Origin of the sequence: Acidithiobacillus marinus (genome assembly GCF_002847505.1) — a bacterium.
Taxonomy (GTDB): Bacteria; Pseudomonadota; Gammaproteobacteria; order Acidithiobacillales; family Acidithiobacillaceae; genus Acidithiobacillus; species Acidithiobacillus marinus.
Genome location: NZ_MXAV01000034.1, coordinates 32,541 through 48,392 on the forward strand (window position 1 = coordinate 32,541; position 15,852 = coordinate 48,392).

Annotated in this window: 13 protein-coding genes and 1 pseudogene; 13 read left to right on the forward strand and 1 reads right to left on the reverse strand. The window is 56.1% G+C overall.

Annotation, left to right across the window (positions count from 1 at the left end; all coding sequences use genetic code 11):
• From B1757_RS08195 to B1757_RS08250, 12 genes and pseudogenes are all read left to right on the forward strand, one after another.
• Complete coding sequence (locus tag B1757_RS08195; protein ID WP_101537849.1) at positions 1-1,686, forward strand: type I restriction-modification system subunit M; 1,686 nt, start codon at positions 1-3, stop codon at positions 1,684-1,686.
• Positions 1,683-3,251: a restriction endonuclease subunit S gene (locus tag B1757_RS08200; protein WP_101537850.1), complete on the forward strand. Its 1,569-nt coding sequence runs from the start codon at positions 1,683-1,685 to the stop codon at positions 3,249-3,251. Before B1757_RS08195 ends, B1757_RS08200 begins: the two co-directional genes overlap by 4 nt.
• A gap of 6 nt (positions 3,252-3,257) precedes the next feature.
• Positions 3,258-3,710, forward strand: a complete 453-nt coding sequence (locus tag B1757_RS15410) for a hypothetical protein (protein WP_216360842.1) — start codon at positions 3,258-3,260, stop codon at positions 3,708-3,710.
• A gap of 150 nt (positions 3,711-3,860) precedes the next feature.
• Positions 3,861-4,199 (forward strand): annotated as a pseudogene (locus B1757_RS16050) (Druantia anti-phage system protein DruA); the annotation flags it as partial.
• Positions 4,200-4,419: 220 nt separating this feature from the next.
• The gene (locus tag B1757_RS15090; RefSeq protein WP_143484185.1) at positions 4,420-5,082 is read left to right on the forward strand and encodes an ISAs1 family transposase; all 663 of its coding nucleotides are present in this window, start codon (positions 4,420-4,422) and stop codon (positions 5,080-5,082) included.
• A 43-nt stretch (positions 5,083-5,125) separates the two neighbouring features.
• Complete coding sequence (locus B1757_RS16055) at positions 5,126-5,518, forward strand: hypothetical protein (RefSeq protein ID WP_368233151.1); 393 nt, start codon at positions 5,126-5,128, stop codon at positions 5,516-5,518.
• 149 nt (positions 5,519-5,667) lie between these two features.
• Positions 5,668-7,251: a restriction system-associated AAA family ATPase gene (locus tag B1757_RS08225; RefSeq protein ID WP_216360843.1), complete on the forward strand. Its 1,584-nt coding sequence runs from the start codon at positions 5,668-5,670 to the stop codon at positions 7,249-7,251.
• Positions 7,251-8,513 carry an HNH endonuclease gene (locus tag B1757_RS08230; RefSeq protein WP_216360844.1) on the forward strand — a complete coding sequence of 421 codons (1,263 nt, stop codon included), beginning with the start codon at positions 7,251-7,253 and terminating at the stop codon, positions 8,511-8,513. Before B1757_RS08225 ends, B1757_RS08230 begins: the two co-directional genes overlap by 1 nt.
• Positions 8,497-9,595, forward strand: a protein-coding gene (gene prfB / locus B1757_RS08235) for a peptide chain release factor 2 (protein ID WP_101537852.1) whose coding sequence is annotated in 2 segments (ribosomal slippage) — positions 8,497-8,571 and positions 8,573-9,595 — 1,098 coding nt in all. Because the reading frame shifts where the segments join, the coding sequence is not laid out codon by codon here. Before B1757_RS08230 ends, prfB begins: the two co-directional genes overlap by 17 nt.
• A 39-nt stretch (positions 9,596-9,634) precedes the next feature.
• Positions 9,635-11,116 carry a lysine--tRNA ligase gene (lysS, locus tag B1757_RS08240; protein WP_216360845.1) on the forward strand — a complete coding sequence of 494 codons (1,482 nt, stop codon included), beginning with the start codon at positions 9,635-9,637 and terminating at the stop codon, positions 11,114-11,116.
• A 2-nt stretch (positions 11,117-11,118) separates the two neighbouring features.
• Positions 11,119-12,363 (forward strand): lipoprotein-releasing ABC transporter permease subunit, encoded by a 1,245-nt coding sequence (locus B1757_RS08245; RefSeq protein ID WP_101537853.1) that lies wholly within the window; start codon positions 11,119-11,121, stop codon positions 12,361-12,363.
• On the forward strand, positions 12,356-13,045 hold the full coding sequence (locus B1757_RS08250; protein WP_101537854.1) for an ABC transporter ATP-binding protein: 690 nt from the start codon (positions 12,356-12,358) through the stop codon (positions 13,043-13,045). Before B1757_RS08245 ends, B1757_RS08250 begins: the two co-directional genes overlap by 8 nt.
• A 10-nt stretch (positions 13,046-13,055) precedes the next feature.
• Here B1757_RS08250 and B1757_RS08255 read toward each other — a convergent pair whose 3' ends face one another.
• Complete coding sequence (locus tag B1757_RS08255) at positions 13,056-13,619, reverse strand: DUF2062 domain-containing protein (RefSeq protein ID WP_101537855.1); 564 nt, start codon at positions 13,617-13,619, stop codon at positions 13,056-13,058.
• Between B1757_RS08255 and B1757_RS08260 the strand changes: the two genes are divergently transcribed.
• Positions 13,619-15,817, forward strand: coding sequence for a ComEC/Rec2 family competence protein (locus tag B1757_RS08260; protein WP_101537856.1), 2,199 nt, complete (start codon positions 13,619-13,621; stop codon positions 15,815-15,817). The genes B1757_RS08255 and B1757_RS08260 overlap by 1 nt on opposite strands.
• Positions 15,818-15,852 lie beyond the last annotated feature (35 nt).

Consider the following 15,852-nt stretch of genomic DNA (forward strand, 5'->3'; position numbering starts at 1 on the left):
ATGCTTCAGAACAACCCCGAACTCAAAAGCAAGATCGACCAGCTCTGGAACAAATTCTGGTCCGGCGGCATCAGCAATCCGCTCACCGCCATCGAGCAGATCACCTACCTGCTGTTCATGAAGCGGCTCGACGAGCTGGACCAGAAAAAGCAGGCCGATGCCGAATGGACCAGCGAGTCCTATATCTCCAAGTTTGCGGGCCAGTGGATTCCGCCCGAATACCGCGACAAGGACGGCGCAGAGAACTACGCTATTGACAAGCACACCCTGCGCTGGAGCGAGTTCAAGCGCATGCAGGCCGAGGAGATGTTGCAGCACGTCCAGACCAAGGTCTTCCCCTTCCTCAAGGACATGAACGGGACCGAGAGCAACTTCACCCACCACATGAAGAACGCCGTGTTCATCATCCCCAAACCGGCGCTGCTGGTCGAGGCTGTGAAAACCATCGACGAGATCTTCGAGATCATGGAGAGGGACTCGCAGGAAAAGGGCCAGGCCTTTCAGGACATCCAGGGCGATGTCTACGAGATGCTGCTCTCCGAGATCGCCACGGCGGGCAAGAATGGCCAGTTCCGCACCCCGCGCCACATCATTAAATTAATGGCCGACCTGGTGCAGCCGCAGCTTGGCCACCGCATCGCCGACCCGGCTTGCGGTTCCGGCGGCTTTCTGCTCGGGGCCTATCAGTACATCGTCACGGAATTGGCAAAGAAAGCGGGCAATACAGACTTTCCGCCCGATGAAGACGGCTTTGTCCGCACCTCGGTAGCGGCCGGCCTCACCGAAAAGGCCCGGGCCATCCTGCAGGCCTCACTCTTCGGCTACGACATCGACGCCACCATGGTGCGCCTGGGGCTGATGAACCTGATGATGCACGGCATCGACGAGCCCAACATCGACTACAAGGACACACTCTCCAAGAGCTACCTGGAAGAGGCCGAATACGACATCGTCATGGCCAACCCGCCCTTTACCGGCAGCATCGACAAGGGCGACATCAACGAAAACTTAAGCCTCTCCACCACCAAGACCGAACTGCTCTTTGTCGAGAACATCTACCGCCTGCTCAAGAAAGGCGGCACCGCCTGCGTCATCGTGCCGCAAGGCGTGCTGTTCGGCTCCGGCGGTGCATTCAAGACCCTGCGCCAAATGCTGGTGGAGCGCTGCGACCTCAAGGCCGTGGTCACCATGCCCAGCGGCGTGTTCAAGCCCTATGCCGGGGTCAGCACCGCCATTCTGCTCTTCACCAAGGTCTGGGGGCCGAAGGACAAGGTGACGCAACCGGCCACGGAACATGTCTGGTTCTACGAGATGCAGGCCGACGGCTATTCGCTGGATGACAAGCGCAGCAAGCAGGAAGGGCATGGGGATTTGCAAGATATCGTTGCCCGGTTCCATGCCCGCAATCCGGAAGTCGATGCTGATCGCACCGCGAAATGGTTTTGTGTGGCGCGGGGGGAGATCGAGGCGGAGGGGTATGACCTGTCGCTGAGTCGATATAAGGAGGATGTGTTTGAAGAGGTGGTGTATGAAGCGCCTGCGGTGATATTGGAGCGGTTGCTGGTGGCGGAGTTGGGGGAAGAGTTTTTTAACCACGAAAAACACGAAAGGCGCGAAAAGGTTTTGGAGGGGGTTGAGAGTGGGATTGTGCGGGAGTTGTTGGAATTGAGGGGGATGGTTGGATGAAAACCGTCAAGCTGTCTGATGTATGCGACATTTCAAGCGGCGGGACTCCCTCGCGAAACAATCCAGAATTCTTCAAAGGGGATATCCCTTGGGCGAAAATTTCGGATATTGAAGCCGCATATAACGGTTTTATCTACACGACTGATGAATGTATTACTGCTGATGGCTTAAAGAACATAAGAGGCAAACTTTTCCCAAAAGGCACCCTGTTGTTTGCGATGTATGGGTCAATCGGGAAAGTTGCCTTTGCTGGAACCGAGTTATCTGCAAACCAAGCAATTCTGGGGATCAGACCCAAGGTTGATGCTCAAATCGATTTGAAATATCTAAAATGCTGGTTCGAAAGCAATAAGCAGCGACTTATAAATCAAGGTCAAGGTGTTGCCCTAAAGAATCTCTCGGCAACAATTGTTCGAAATCTCGAAATTGAACTCCCGCCGCTCGACGACCAAAAGCGCATTGCCCATCTGCTCGGCAAGGTGGAAGGGCTGATCGCCCGGCGCAAACAACACCTGCAACAACTCGACGACCTGCTCAAAAGCGTCTTTCTGGAGATGTTCGGCGACCATACGGCAATGAAACAGCAACAGCATTTTCTGCTGGGCGATTTTATAGACTTTCTTACAAGCGGCTCTCGTGGATGGGCAAAATATTATTCCGATACTGGGGATATTTTTCTACGCATAAACAATGTGAAAGATGGGCGTTTAAAACTTGATGACGTTGTTTACGTTAATGCACCAGCCTCTGCCGAGGCTAATCGTACTAGAGTACGATCTGGTGATTTGCTCCTATCAATTACAGCTGACCTTGGAAGAACTGCTGTCATACCGAAAGAATTAGATGGCTCGTACATTAACCAGCACTTGGCATTGATTCGCATCAAAGAGGAAGCAGGCTTTAATCCAATCTTCCTGGCCTGGTACTTTTCCCTGCCTTACGGCAAATCATTTATCCAAAAGAAGAATCGCGAGGGGGTTAAGGCTGGGCTTAACTTTGATGATATTCGTAGCTTTCAAGTTGTTAAGCCATCCATCGCTCACCAAAACCAATTCGCCGCCATCATCAAAAAAGTCGACGCCCTCAAATCCCGCTACCAGCAAAGCCTGACCGATCTGGAAAGCCTCTATGGCGCGTTGAGCCAGAAGGCCTTCAAGGGCGAGCTGGATCTGTCGCGGGTGGTGCTGCCAGCGGAAGAGCCTGAGATTGCCGAGGGAGAAACGACCGATATTGAGGAAAAACAACCCATGGAGCCATTGTTCGAGTTGCCTGCACCCGAAGAACTTGCCCTATTGCGTACCTCCGAAGGCCGCAAAGCCCTGCTGGGTGAGTGGCTGAATGCCTGGCTGGAGCAACTGAGCGATGCGCCCTTTGCCACGCAGGCTTTTATGGATGCCGCCCGGCAACGGCTGTGGGAGCTGGCGGAAGACGACGCACCGGAATGGGGCGCAGCGGAATACGACGAACTCAAGACTCAAGTGTTCGAAGCGCTGGAACAGGGCCGTCTGATTCAAGGTTATGACGATGACAACAACCGTGTGCAGATTATAGCAGCAAAGGGATAACGCCAGATGAAGCTGCTGCGACTCAAAATCACCGACCCGAAGGGCTTTCGCAGCCTGCAAGCGGGTTTTGAGCACCGCTTCCGCAGCGAGTGGGACTTGCAGGAAGAGCAGGGCTTTGCACCCTTCGTCTGCGCGGGACCCAATGGCAGTGGCAAGTCGAACCTGCTGGAGGCGCTGGCGGCGATTTTCTTTCAGTTGGAAATCTTACGTGTGCAACGCAGTTTTCTGCCCGAAGTGCTGCAAGATGATCATTTGCAAACCTCGCCAACCGGTTTTGAGCTAGAGTATTTAATTAAGGTTCCGGCCGAATATTCTCCCATAGGATCCGCCCCGTGGTTCAGGGTGAAAATATATAAAATACCAGGTAAAAATGAAATTACATGGTGGGTTTTTGATTCAAATGATCAGCCCTATGATCAGGGCCCTGTCAACCTTCCATCTAAGCTGCTGATGGAGTAGCACAAAGGGTTTTTCTGGACTTCTCAGGATGAATGCGGTAACTTTTGCCGCATGGAAGTCCCAACTCTCACCGAAAACCAGCAAGCCAGCCTGCACCGTGTTCAGGTGCGACCCATCCTGCCCACGGAGCGGGAACGCTGGAATACGCTGATGCAAACGTATCACTACCGGGGCTTTCGCACCTTGGCGGGCCGTAACCTGCGCTATGTGGCTACGCTCGATGGTCGCTGGGTAGCGTTACTGGGCTGGCATGCCGCCGCTTTTCAATGCCAGGCGCGGGATCGGTGGATCGGCTGGTCCTGGATCTTGCGCCGCCAGCGCTTGCATCTCATCGCCAACAATGCCCGTTTTCTGATCCTGCCCGGAGAATCCTTCCCGAATCTGGCGTCCCGTATTCTGGCGCTGAACCTGCACAGGCTCTCTGCGGACTGGCAATCCGTCTATGGGCATCCCATCGTGCTGGCTGAGACCTTTGTGGAATCCCCCCGTTTTACCGGTGCCTGCTACCGGGCCGCCAACTGGGTGGATGTCGGCGGAACCAAGGGCTTCGCCCGCCGTCCCGGTGGTGGCTATGTCCACCACGGCCAACCTAAACGTCTTCTGCTCTTTCCTCTCCATCCACAGGCGCGGGCCTGGTTGGCCCAGCCGCAGCCCCAACTCGAATGGACCCATACCCCCATGCAAACCGTGACGTTGAGCGACCGCGCAAATGGAAGGCTTGCGCCAAATCTTTTTCCGCCTTCCCGATACCCGCAGCAAACTAGGCAAGCAGCATCCCCTCCCGGCCATCCTGACGGTGGCCGTGGCCGCTGTCCTGACGCGGGCCGAAAGTTATGCCGCCATCGCCGAGTGGGGCGGTCGCTTGACCCAGGCTCAATTGAAGCGCATCCGCGCCCGATTCGATCCCAAAACCAAGCGCTACCTCGCCCCCTCCGAACCGACCATCCGGCGCGTCTTGCAAGGGGCCGATGTGGAGGCGCTGGATGCGGCGATCGGCGCCTGGCTACTGGGTACGGCGGGCTTTGAAGCGGTGGCCGTCGATGGCAAAGTCCTCAAAGGGGCCGCACGCGCAGACGGCGCTCAGGTGCATCTGCTCAGCGCGTTCCTGCATGGACAGGGGGCCACCATCGCGCAAAAAGAAATCGCCCGGAAAACCAACGAAATTCCAGAACTGCGCAACCTGCTCCAGGACGTCAACATCGCGGGCAAGGTCGTCACCGCCGATGCCCTGCATACCCAGCGGGAGACCGCCCGCTTCCTCGTCGAAGACAAGAAAGCCGATTATCTCTTCACCGCCGTCAAAGGCAATCAACGAAAACTCCGCGACCGTCTGACGTGCCTCCCTTGGGGCGATTTTCCCCCTCAACGCTGAAACCACAGAGGTCGGGCATGGCCGCTTTGAATACCGCAAAATCATCGTCGCCACCCGGGCAACCGGCCTCCATTTTCCGCATGTCGGACAAGCTTTCCTGATCCAACGCTCCACCATCAACAGCAAAGAGGGCACGATTCGGGATGATTATGCCTTCGGACTCACCAGCCTGACCCCGGATCGTGCCACGCCCGAAAATCTGTTGGGCTTGGCCCGTGGTCACTGGGAAATTGAAAACCGGAACCATCATGTCCGCGATGTGACTTTCCACGAGGACCTCTCCCAAGTCCGTACCCAGAACGGTCCCCATATGATGGCGACCTTGCGCGAACTGGCCATGAGCATTATGCGTCTCACTGGCGTCAAGAATATCGCCAAAGCGTGCCGGGATTTCGCCGCCAGCGCGCACAAAACGCTCCGCCAACTCGGATACTGAGGCGCCACCACGGGGTTTACCTATCCGAGAATAGCTCCGGAGGGCGAGCTGCGTCCGTCAGCCACCCCATTCACGATTCTGCACCCAAAATCGCCTGAAAATGCCGCATTTCCACCAACTATAGCCCCTTCAAACCACCATTAAAATCAGTGGCGAAAACCTCTGCTACTATATCTGGCGAGCTTGACGGAGCCCTGCCCTATGATGCTCTTAATACAATAGTTAAAGACTATTTAATTCCACAGGTGCTAGGCTACTCCTCTGGAGAAAATCAAATACTTAGCCTGCCCTTCCTCAAGATGCGCTTCGTGCAGTTCGACGAATACTCGAATGCACTGGCAAAGCAACTAAACTACCCTGGTCATCCAGAAACCAGACTCGCCTATTTGGACAGTGGCTTTAGCCAAGCCATACTGTTATGCAACCTGCTATTTCAGAATGAAGGCACACTCAAGCCTTTCCGCGAGGATGTGGGTATTGAGGCCTTGCAAGAGTTCCGCGTCATCATCCGTAGAAGCATTCCTATTTCGAAAGAACAAGTTAATGCATTCGATCTGTTAGATGACGACCAGCGCCGCGAACGGCAGCATCGTATCGTAGCAGAAGCTAAGAAGCGAGGTGAGTCTGATTCTGAAATTCGCCAGTCAATGGATGAGTGGATTCGCAGTGAGATTATCAAAGGCAATCCCGCACTTTCTGAAACCGATGAGATTGGCGGCGGCCGTTACCGCTTGAACCTAACGAAGCTGTTGGAGGGCGATGAAAGGTCTTTTCTAGCGGTGAGCGCTCTCACTCGCTGTGCCACCTTGCATTATGTGGAGGAGGCTACGGATACGCTTGTGCTCGATTACTGGGTGAATGACGCAACCAAACAAGCGTTCCTCGAAAATTTCGATCACGATCCACTGGTGCTATTTCAAGCGTTACAGGTGCTATTGACGTTAAATCAATTTGCCGTCAGCGATTCATTGAAGGCAGATCTGTATCAGTCTGACAGTCTCTATGCCAGCGAGACGGTGCCGATCTTGGCTTCAGATGAACGCATCATGCGTTTCAAACACTTCTGGGTGAAAAAGGCCAATGTGGCCAAGTCCGTCTTGCTCAAAAGTTTCTCCGACGGCGAACATCAATTGCTGCACACCCTGGGCCTCTGCCTGCTGTTCAAGAACACCCAGAGCCTGTTTCTGCTCGACGAGCCGGAGACCCATTTCAACCCCGACTGGCGCGCCAACTTCGTCACCCGCCTACATCAGAGTTTCAACGGCAGCGACGGCCAGGAGATGCTGATCACCACCCACAACCCGTTTCTGATCTCCGACAGCCGACCCGAAAAGGTGCTGGTGTTCAACAAGTCCAATGGCGTGGTCTCAGTCGGTTACCCTGACTACAACACCATGGGCGCGTCCATCAACAAGATCACCATGGCCACCTTCGGCAAGCGCGAGACCATCGGGCTCCGTGCGCAGGGAATGCTTGATGATTTTCGAGAACGTTCAAAGGATGCCAATGAGAATCAGGAGCAGCTTATTGCCGAGATCAACCACCAGCTTGGTGACTCGGTGGAAAAGGTCCTACTCATCAAGACCATCCTCGACGTTGGCGCAGATAATGGGCACCGCGAAAAACCCCGACAGAATAAAATATTACATAATATAATCAAATTGATGAAGCGTTTTATTCCGCAAAAAAGAGGGGTTTTCGAGGTGCCCAATGGCGGGGAGGGACAGGACTGATGCTGTTCGCTTACACCTATGTCTCCCACGCAATGGAGAAGATGCAGGCGTTCATCAATTTCATCTTTTTTGAGGTGTGGTGTAATGCGCCTATCGGATTGCCTTTCAGTCTCGATCTGTTTGAAACCGAGCCAGACCTAAGAGAAGTTCTTTCAGCTTTCGGGTTTGCGGCGAATGCCCCCAAGCTTGGCAAGCAGTTTTACAAAGACATCAAAGCGATCTATGAGCTCTTTGCCCCATTAACCCCGGAGCAGGTCGACCAACTCAAACAGTGGTACCAGGCCAACAATGAGATCGAAAAGGTCTGCGCCAATGACCCGAAAGTCAAAATCGCCCGCTATGTCGATATCGCCGACATCCATCCTGATCTGAGCGAGCAACTGGCGTCATTTTTCAAGGGACTCTATTCCCAGCAACTGCTCGACCTTGCGGCGCTGCGGGAAAAGATCGGCCAGCTTGATAAGCACTATGAGGAATTCATGCGGGCGAACACCACCGGCAAATGTCCGTTCTGCGGCCTCGGCGACATCAAGGGGGTGCATCACACTAGGCGCGAGGCTTATGACCATTATCTGCCCAAGGCGCTCTATCCCTTCAATTCGATCAATTTCCGCAACCTCGCCCCGGCCTGCCATGAGTGCAACAGCACCTACAAACACAGCAAAGACCCGGCACGCAATAAGGCCGGACGGCGCAAGGCTTTCTACCCCTATACGACCGATTTCCCCGGTATCGAAATTACAATCGACCTCAACAATCCAGATATTGATCGCCTGACACCCGCCGACATTCAACTCACCTTCGGTCCAGCTGCCGTCCATGAGGAGATCGAGACCTGGAAAGAGGTGTACGGTATTGATGAGCGCTACAAGGCGAAATGCTGCGATGGTGACGCCAAGGACTGGCTGGAGCAGTTTCGTATTTTACGCGATGCCTCTGGCTTTACACCGAACAACTACCTTGACACCATTCAACAACAGACCGCAAAAGCGCCGGTTGCCAACAGCAACTTTTTGAAACTGGCCTTCCTCAAAGGCTGCCAGCGAGCCGGTCTGCTTGATGCCATTGCAAAAGAAGGGGGGCTCGTCATGACTCTTTGTCCCCGTCTTTACGAACGATATGTGAAGTATGAGCAAAGCCACTGGAGATCGGCCTCAAAACTGCGCATAATTGCGAGCTTTATGTGCGGGATAAGCGTGCCGGCGCGGACCGGGTCCGGGCACGCTAACTGGAAAAGGAAAAATCATGAGAGAAGTGAATGAGATGCGTGCCTTGCACGAGGATCTCCAGGCCCGGGTGAGCGGCCTGAGGGGGTATCTTTGACCTCGAAGAAAAGCGCGGCCGCCTAGAAGAAGTTCAGCGCGAGCTGGAAGACCCGGCCATCTGGAACAACGCCGAAAAAGCCCAGGAATTGGGCCGTGAGCGCGCTGCCCTGGAAGCTGTTGTTACTCCCATGGACAAGCTCAGCGCCAGTCTGGCAGACGGGGAGGAAATGCTCCAACTCGCCCTGAGTGAGCAGGACCAGGATCTGCTGGCCGCCGTCGATGCGGATCTGGATATGGCGCTGACCATGGTCGAAAAACTCGAATTTCAGCGCATGTTCTCCGGTGACCACGATGCTTCCGATTGCTTTGTCGATATTCAGGCAGGGGCGGGGGGTACCGAAGCCCAGGACTGGGCGGAAATGATCTTGCGCATGTACCTGCGCTGGGCGGAGCAGCACGGTTTTGCCGCCGAGCTGGTGGAAGTTTCGGAAGGCGAGGTGGCGGGTATCAAGTCCGCCAGTATCCACGTCAAGGGCGATCATGCCTTTGGCTGGCTGCGCACCGAAACCGGGGTGCATCGCCTTGTCCGCAAGTCACCCTTCGATTCGGGCAACCGTCGCCATACCAGTTTTGCCAGCGTGTTCATCTACCCGGAAATTGACGACAGCTTTGAAATCGAAATCAATCCGGCCGACCTCAAGGTGGATACCTATCGGGCCAGTGGTGCCGGCGGGCAGCACGTCAACAAGACCGATTCGGCCATTCGCATTACCCATGTCCCCTCGGGCATCATTGTCGCCTGTCAGACCGACCGTTCGCAGCATAAAAATCGCGCCGAAGCCATGCGTATGCTGCGTTCCAAGCTTTTCGAAATGGAAATGCAAAAGCGCGATGCCGAAAAACAGGCGCTGGAAGACAGCAAAAGTGATATCGGCTGGGGACACCAGATTCGCTCTTACGTCCTCGATCAGTCACGGATCAAAGACCTGCGTACCGGGGTCGAAGTGGGGGATACCCAGAAGGTGCTGGATGGCGCTCTGGATGGATTTATTGAAGCGGCACTGAAAGCCGGCCTGTAATAAGATGCAGTCACACACAATCTGCGCGAGGAGAGGAAAGTGGATCAGGAACTGAATGACCAGATGCAGGTACGCCAGGACAAGCTGACCCAGTGGCGGCACGAGGGGCAGGCCTACCCCAACCACTTTCGCCGTGATGCCCTGGCCGGTGATCTGCACGGTCGCTACGGCGATATGGGTGCTCCGGCCCTGGAACAGGAGCCCATTCTGGCCCGCCTGGGTGGTCGTCTGATGACCCGGCGGGTCATGGGCAAGGCCAGTTTTGCCGATATTCAGGACCAGTCCGGGCGCATTCAGCTTTTTGTCAGCCGCGATAATCTCGGTGAAGAAGCCTATGCGCGCTTCAAGGCTCTGGATTTCGGGGACATCATCGGCGTGGAAGGCAGCCTCTTTCGCACCAAAACCGGTGAATTGTCCCTGAAGGTGCATAGCCTGCAATTATTGAGCAAGGCCCTGCGTCCCCTCCCGGAAAAATGGCATGGTCTGAGCGATGCGGAAACCCGTTTCCGCCAGCGTTATGTGGATCTCATTGTCACCGAATCGGCCCGACGGACTTTTCAAATCCGCGCGGAAACCGTGGCGGCACTGCGCGAAGGCTTGCGCCAACGCGGGTTTTTTGAAGCCGAAACGCCGATGATGCATGTCATTCCCGGTGGCGCCACCGCACGTCCCTTCATGACCCATCATCATGCTCTGGATATGACCCTGTATTTGCGCATTGCTCCGGAACTGTATTTGAAGCGGCTGGTGGTGGGCGGGATCGAACAGGTTTTCGAAATCAACCGCAATTTCCGCAACGAGGGAGTTTCGACCCGGCATAATCCTGAATTCACCATGCTCGAATGGTATCAAGCCTATGCGGACTACCGTGACGCCATGGATTTGACCGAAACGCTGATTCGCGCTGCCGCCGAAGCATCTCTCGGTACGACCCTGATTCAGTACCAGGGTCAGGAGATTGATCTGGGCAAGGCGTTTGTGCGCATGAGCGTGGCAGAGTCAGTGCGCGCCTACAATCCGGATCTGGCCGATGCCGATTTGCGCGATCCGCAAGTGCTGGCAGACAAGCTGGCGCAGTTGCGGATGCCCTGTGAGGCTTCCTGGGGTTGGGGCAAGCGGCTGATCGAGATTTTTGAAAAAACCGTGGAAGGCAATCTCCAGCAGCCGACATTCATCACGGAGTATCCCTTGGAGGTCAGCCCCCTGGCACGCCGCAATGATCTGGATGAGGAAGTGACCGATCGCTTCGAGTTGATGATTGCCGGACGGGAGCTGGCCAATGGGTTTTCGGAGCTCAATGATCCTGAAGATCAGGCGGCCCGCTTCCGCGCCCAGGTCGAGGCCAAGGATGCCGGTGATGAAGAAGCCATGTTTTATGACGCCGATTATATCCGCGCCCTGGAGTATGGCATGCCCCCCACGGCGGGGGTGGGACTCGGCATCGATCGTCTGGTGATGTTGCTGGCGGACCAGCCCAGTATTCGCGAAGTCATTCTTTTCCCCCATCTGCGACCGGAATAAACATGCGCCCTTATGAGTTGTGGATCGGACTGCGCTATACCCGGGCAAAACGCAATAATCATTTCATTTCCTTCATTACCGGCACCGCCATTCTCGGGATGGTGATCGGAGTGGCGGCGCTGATTGCCGTCATGGCGGTTATGAACGGTTTTGATCACACCCTGCGCTCACGGATTCTGGCGGTGACTTCGGATGTTATCGTCCAGGGTAACGGGGTACCGGTGCTCAACTGGCAGACCGCCACCCGGCGCTTGTCGCGGGTACCCGATGTGACGGGCGTGGCCCCCTACGTGCAGGCCCAGGCCCTGGTTTCCCACGACGGTCTGGTGAGTGGTGCCATGATCCAGGGCATTGATCCCGCCCTGGAAGGCAAGGTCGACAAGCTGGCCAAGGACATGAAGGTCGGCAAGTTGCAAAGTTTGCAAACTCAGCCCTGGAGTATTGTTCTGGGCACGGCTCTGGCCCGGCAACTGGGGGTGACGGTGGGGGACAAGGTCACCCTGATTTCACCCCAGGGGGGCGTCACGCCTCTCGGTGTGAGTCCTTCCTTGCGACAGTTTACGGTGGTGGGGCTGTTTTCGGTGGGTATTTACGCCTATGACAGTGGCATGGCGTACATCAATCTGGGGGATGCCCAGCGCCTCTATGGCCTGGATCAAGGGGTGACGGGTTTGCGTATGCAGATCAAAAATCCCTTTGATGCTCCGGCATTTGCGGCCCATCTTCAGAAGCAGCTTGGACCCGCGTTTTACATTCAGGACTGGACCCAGACCCATGAAAACTTTTTCAAGGCCCTGAGTATGGAAAAACTGGTCATGTTTGTGATTCTTTCCCTGATTATTGCCGTGGCGGCCTTCAATATTGTGGCCACCCTGGTCATGGTGGTGACCGATAAGGAAACCGATATTGCGATTTTACGCACCTTGGGGGTGACCCCACGCAGTATCATGCTGATTTTCATGGTCCAGGGGGCGGTGATCGGCCTGTTTGGCACTCTCCTGGGCGTGCTTTTCGGTGTCTTGCTGGCCCTGAATATCCCGACCCTGGTCCCCGCGCTCGAACAACTGCTGCATACCCAGTTCATTTCTCCGCAGGTATATTCCATCAGTCAGCTTCCTTCCAAACTCGAGCCCTGGGACGTGGTGCATGTGGCGGTGGCAGCATTGATCATGAGCTGGGTTGCCACTTTGTATCCGTCCTGGCGGGCATCCCGGGTGGCCCCGGCGGAGGCTTTGCGCTATGAGTGATGATCTGATTCTGTCTGTGGAACACTTGCGCCAGAGCTTTGCCATTGGCAGAGACAAGCTGGATGTCATTCGTGACGTCAACCTGCAAATTCACCAGGGCGAAAGTCTGGCGATTGTCGGCGCTTCCGGTCAGGGTAAAAGTACCCTGATGCACCTCATGGGCGGGCTGGAAAAACCGACGGGGGGTGTGGTGCGCATTCTCGGCCAGGAAATTTACAAGCTCAGAGAATCCGCCCGCAGTCGTCTGCGCAACCAGAGTGTGGGGTTCGTGTATCAGTTGCATCGCCTGCTGCCGGAGTTTACGGCCCTGGAAAATGTCCTGTTGCCATTGCTGATTCGCCGGGTTCCCCGTCATTCTGTGCAGGCCTGGGGCGAAGAAATCCTGGCACGGGTCGGGCTGGGTGAACGTCTGCAACACAAACCGGGCATGCTCTCGGGCGGGGAAAGGCAGCGCGTGGCTCTGGCCCGGGCGCTGGTTACCCGGCCCGCCCTGCTGCTGGCCGATGAACCCACGGGAAATCTGGATAGTGATTCGGCCGAAAGTGTCCACGATTTGATGCTCAGCCTGAACCGGGAACTGGGCACGGCCCTGGTTATCGTGACCCACGAACCGGCGCTGGCAGCCCATATGGGGCGGGTGTTGCGCTTGCAGAACGGGATTTTGCAGGCTCTGGAAGGCTGATATTGCTGACTTAGCGAATCCTTGACTGACGCAGGCGGCGGCGATATAGGCGCCAAATGACCCAGATACGCCAACCCTGCATGATGCTGGTGTAAACCAGCAGAGCGAGAGCGGTACCCAATATCAGGCTCCCTATCCAGGTCACCAGATAGGCGTGCCAGAGCCGGTCGCCCATCGCAAGAATACCTATATCTCCATGAAAAATTTCATGAATATCTTCGTAATGAACGGTGATGGCCGGAGCAATTCCCAACTGGCTGAGTAACCAGAAACCCAATTCATAAGACGCAAAGAAAAAAGGTATGATGGTCAGGGGGCCTGTGACCACCCAGGGCATAACCCATCCGATGGGAATGTAAGCTCTCCGCCAGAGGCAGAGCAAAGTGATGCTGAGTAAATGTCCGAAAAATGGCAGACTGCCGATGAACGTGCCGATGGCGGCCGCCCGGGCGACGCTATGGCGGTGCGGACGCCAGAGCACTGGACGCGCTAGATAATGGGTAAAACGCCCGAGGGGACGCTTTTTGAGGATTTCCTCGCGGGTGGGAAAGCGGATAAAAGCGGGTAGGCGCAATGGGATTTTTCCACAACAATATTCGCCCTAGTGTAGCCAAGCTCTGGTCCGGAACCAAATCCTGGCCTTCCTTGCCTTTGGTTGTTCTGGCGGTAGGCTTGGGAATGGGGCTCTTTCACTGTTTCCGGCAATTACCGCCCCTGTGGATTCCGCTTTCCCTCGGTTTCATGTTTTTAGCGCTGGTCTGGAAATGGCGACCAGCAATACTCGTGGTACTGGCGGCGGGAGCTTTTTCCTGGGGGATCTGGCAGGCAGAACTGCGCCTCGCTGTGCATTGGCCCTTAGCCCAGCATCTCAGCGTGGAGGGGCGGATAGTTTCCATTCCCCAATTGGGTGGACGGGAATATCGTTTTCAGATGGCTCCCGAACATTGGCTGAAGGATGCGCCCGGCGGAGCCCGCCCGGCCATTTTGCAGGTGCATGGATCCCTCCCTGAAGTGCCCGTAGTCGGACAACGCTGGCATCTGCAACTGCGCAGTGAGGCACTGAGCAGCTTACCCGTCAGCCCTTTTGCAGACCTTGCCCGACAGCGTTTCTGGGAGGGCATCGGCGGCGTGGCACGTATTGAAAATGGGCATCTGCTGAAACCATTCTTCTGGAGTCTCGGCGATCACATTGCGAAGGCCCGGCAGGCGGTTTTGCAGGCGACCAACATGGCTCTGGATCGGGAATCCGCCGGATTTGTCCAGGCCCTCAGTGTAGGTGTGGGCAATCAGCTTCCTCCCGAAATCTGGCGTATTTACCGGGATACGGGGACGGCCCATCTACTGGTTATCTCCGGCTCCCATGTGGCCGTCGTGGCAGGACTGTTCGGCTGGTTGCTGCAATGGCTCTGGCGGCGGATACCCTGGCTGGTGATGCGCTGGCCAGCACAAACCGCCGGAGTGCTGGCCAGTATTCCGGCAGCCTGGTTTTACGCCAGTTTTGCCGGCATGCAGATTCCTGGAGAGCGGGCGGCTTGGATGATTACTGCCGCCGCTGTGTCCTGGCTGCTGGGACGCTCCCACCGCGCCTGGCAGGGACTGGCTTTGGCGGGCCTGCTCATTGTGTGCTTCAACCCCGGCGCCATGGTGGATGTGGGGTTTTGGCTGTCGCTGGGTGCGGTGGCCGCGCTAATAGCCGTCGGCTACGGTGAAGGCGGCTGGCGCACTTTACTGCGCAGCCAGTGGGCCGTATTTATTGCGCTGTTGCCGCTTCTCGCGGTCTGGTTCGGACAAATCTCCCTGGTTTCCCCCCTCGCGAATATGCTGGTTATCCCGCTGGTGGAATTGCTGGCAGTACCTGTGGCCTTGCTGGGCACCCTGCTTGCTCTGCTCGATCTGGAATTGCTCAGTCGCGTGTTGTTTCGTGTGGTTGCTCTGCAGATGGACGGAATTACTCTATTGCTCAGAGCCTTGCTGGAGATCCCTTATGCACAGTTGCATACCGGTACGGATCGGATCTGGGCGGTACTGGCCGCCGCCTTCGGACTGAGCATTTTCTTCCTGCCGTCCGGTTGGCCGGGGCGATCCCTGGCCTTTCTCGGGCTGGTGCCGTTGTTGGTGCCAGCGGCGGGGGGCGCAGATTTTGAGCTGCGCGATTTATCGGCGCAGTCCGGCATGGTCCTCTTTTGGCAAGAAAAGCAATATAGTGGCGTATGGACCGCCAATCTCTGGAAATCTGGAGCCCGTCGCGAAGCGGGTCTGGCCTTGGTCGCTGTGCTCCAGAAGAAAGGTCTGGACAAGGTTTCGGACTGGGTGCGGACAGATACTTCCACGCCTTTACCCATTCTGGCAGCAGCGCGGCAGTGGGCCCCACCAGGGGCCCGTCATTATCTGCACAGCTCAAATCCCCTGGGCGTCTGTCGTGGTGAAGCCGGTCATGCGCCGCCAGGCAGCGTTTTTGTAAATCTGGGTAAGACCTTCCAGCCCTGCATGCTGTTGTGGGGGCAGGGGCCGGATTTGCTGATTCTCGGCGATATGGATGTCAATACTCTACAGCGGCTTGCGAGCACCCGGTCGAGCAGCTTGCAGCGAGTACAGCTGGTATTGGCCCCTGACAGTCTGGCTGAGGCAGAGCGGAAATTTCTGGCCAGCCGCATGCCCCATGCGGTCATTCATTATGCAGGGAAGAATCCTGCTGAAGTTTGGACATGGCAAAACGGGCATTTTCGCTCTGCAGCTGTTTCATCGCCAGCCTACTGGCAGGCTCGGGATTGATCCTTTTGATTCATTTTATCGCGCTGCCGTTTTTC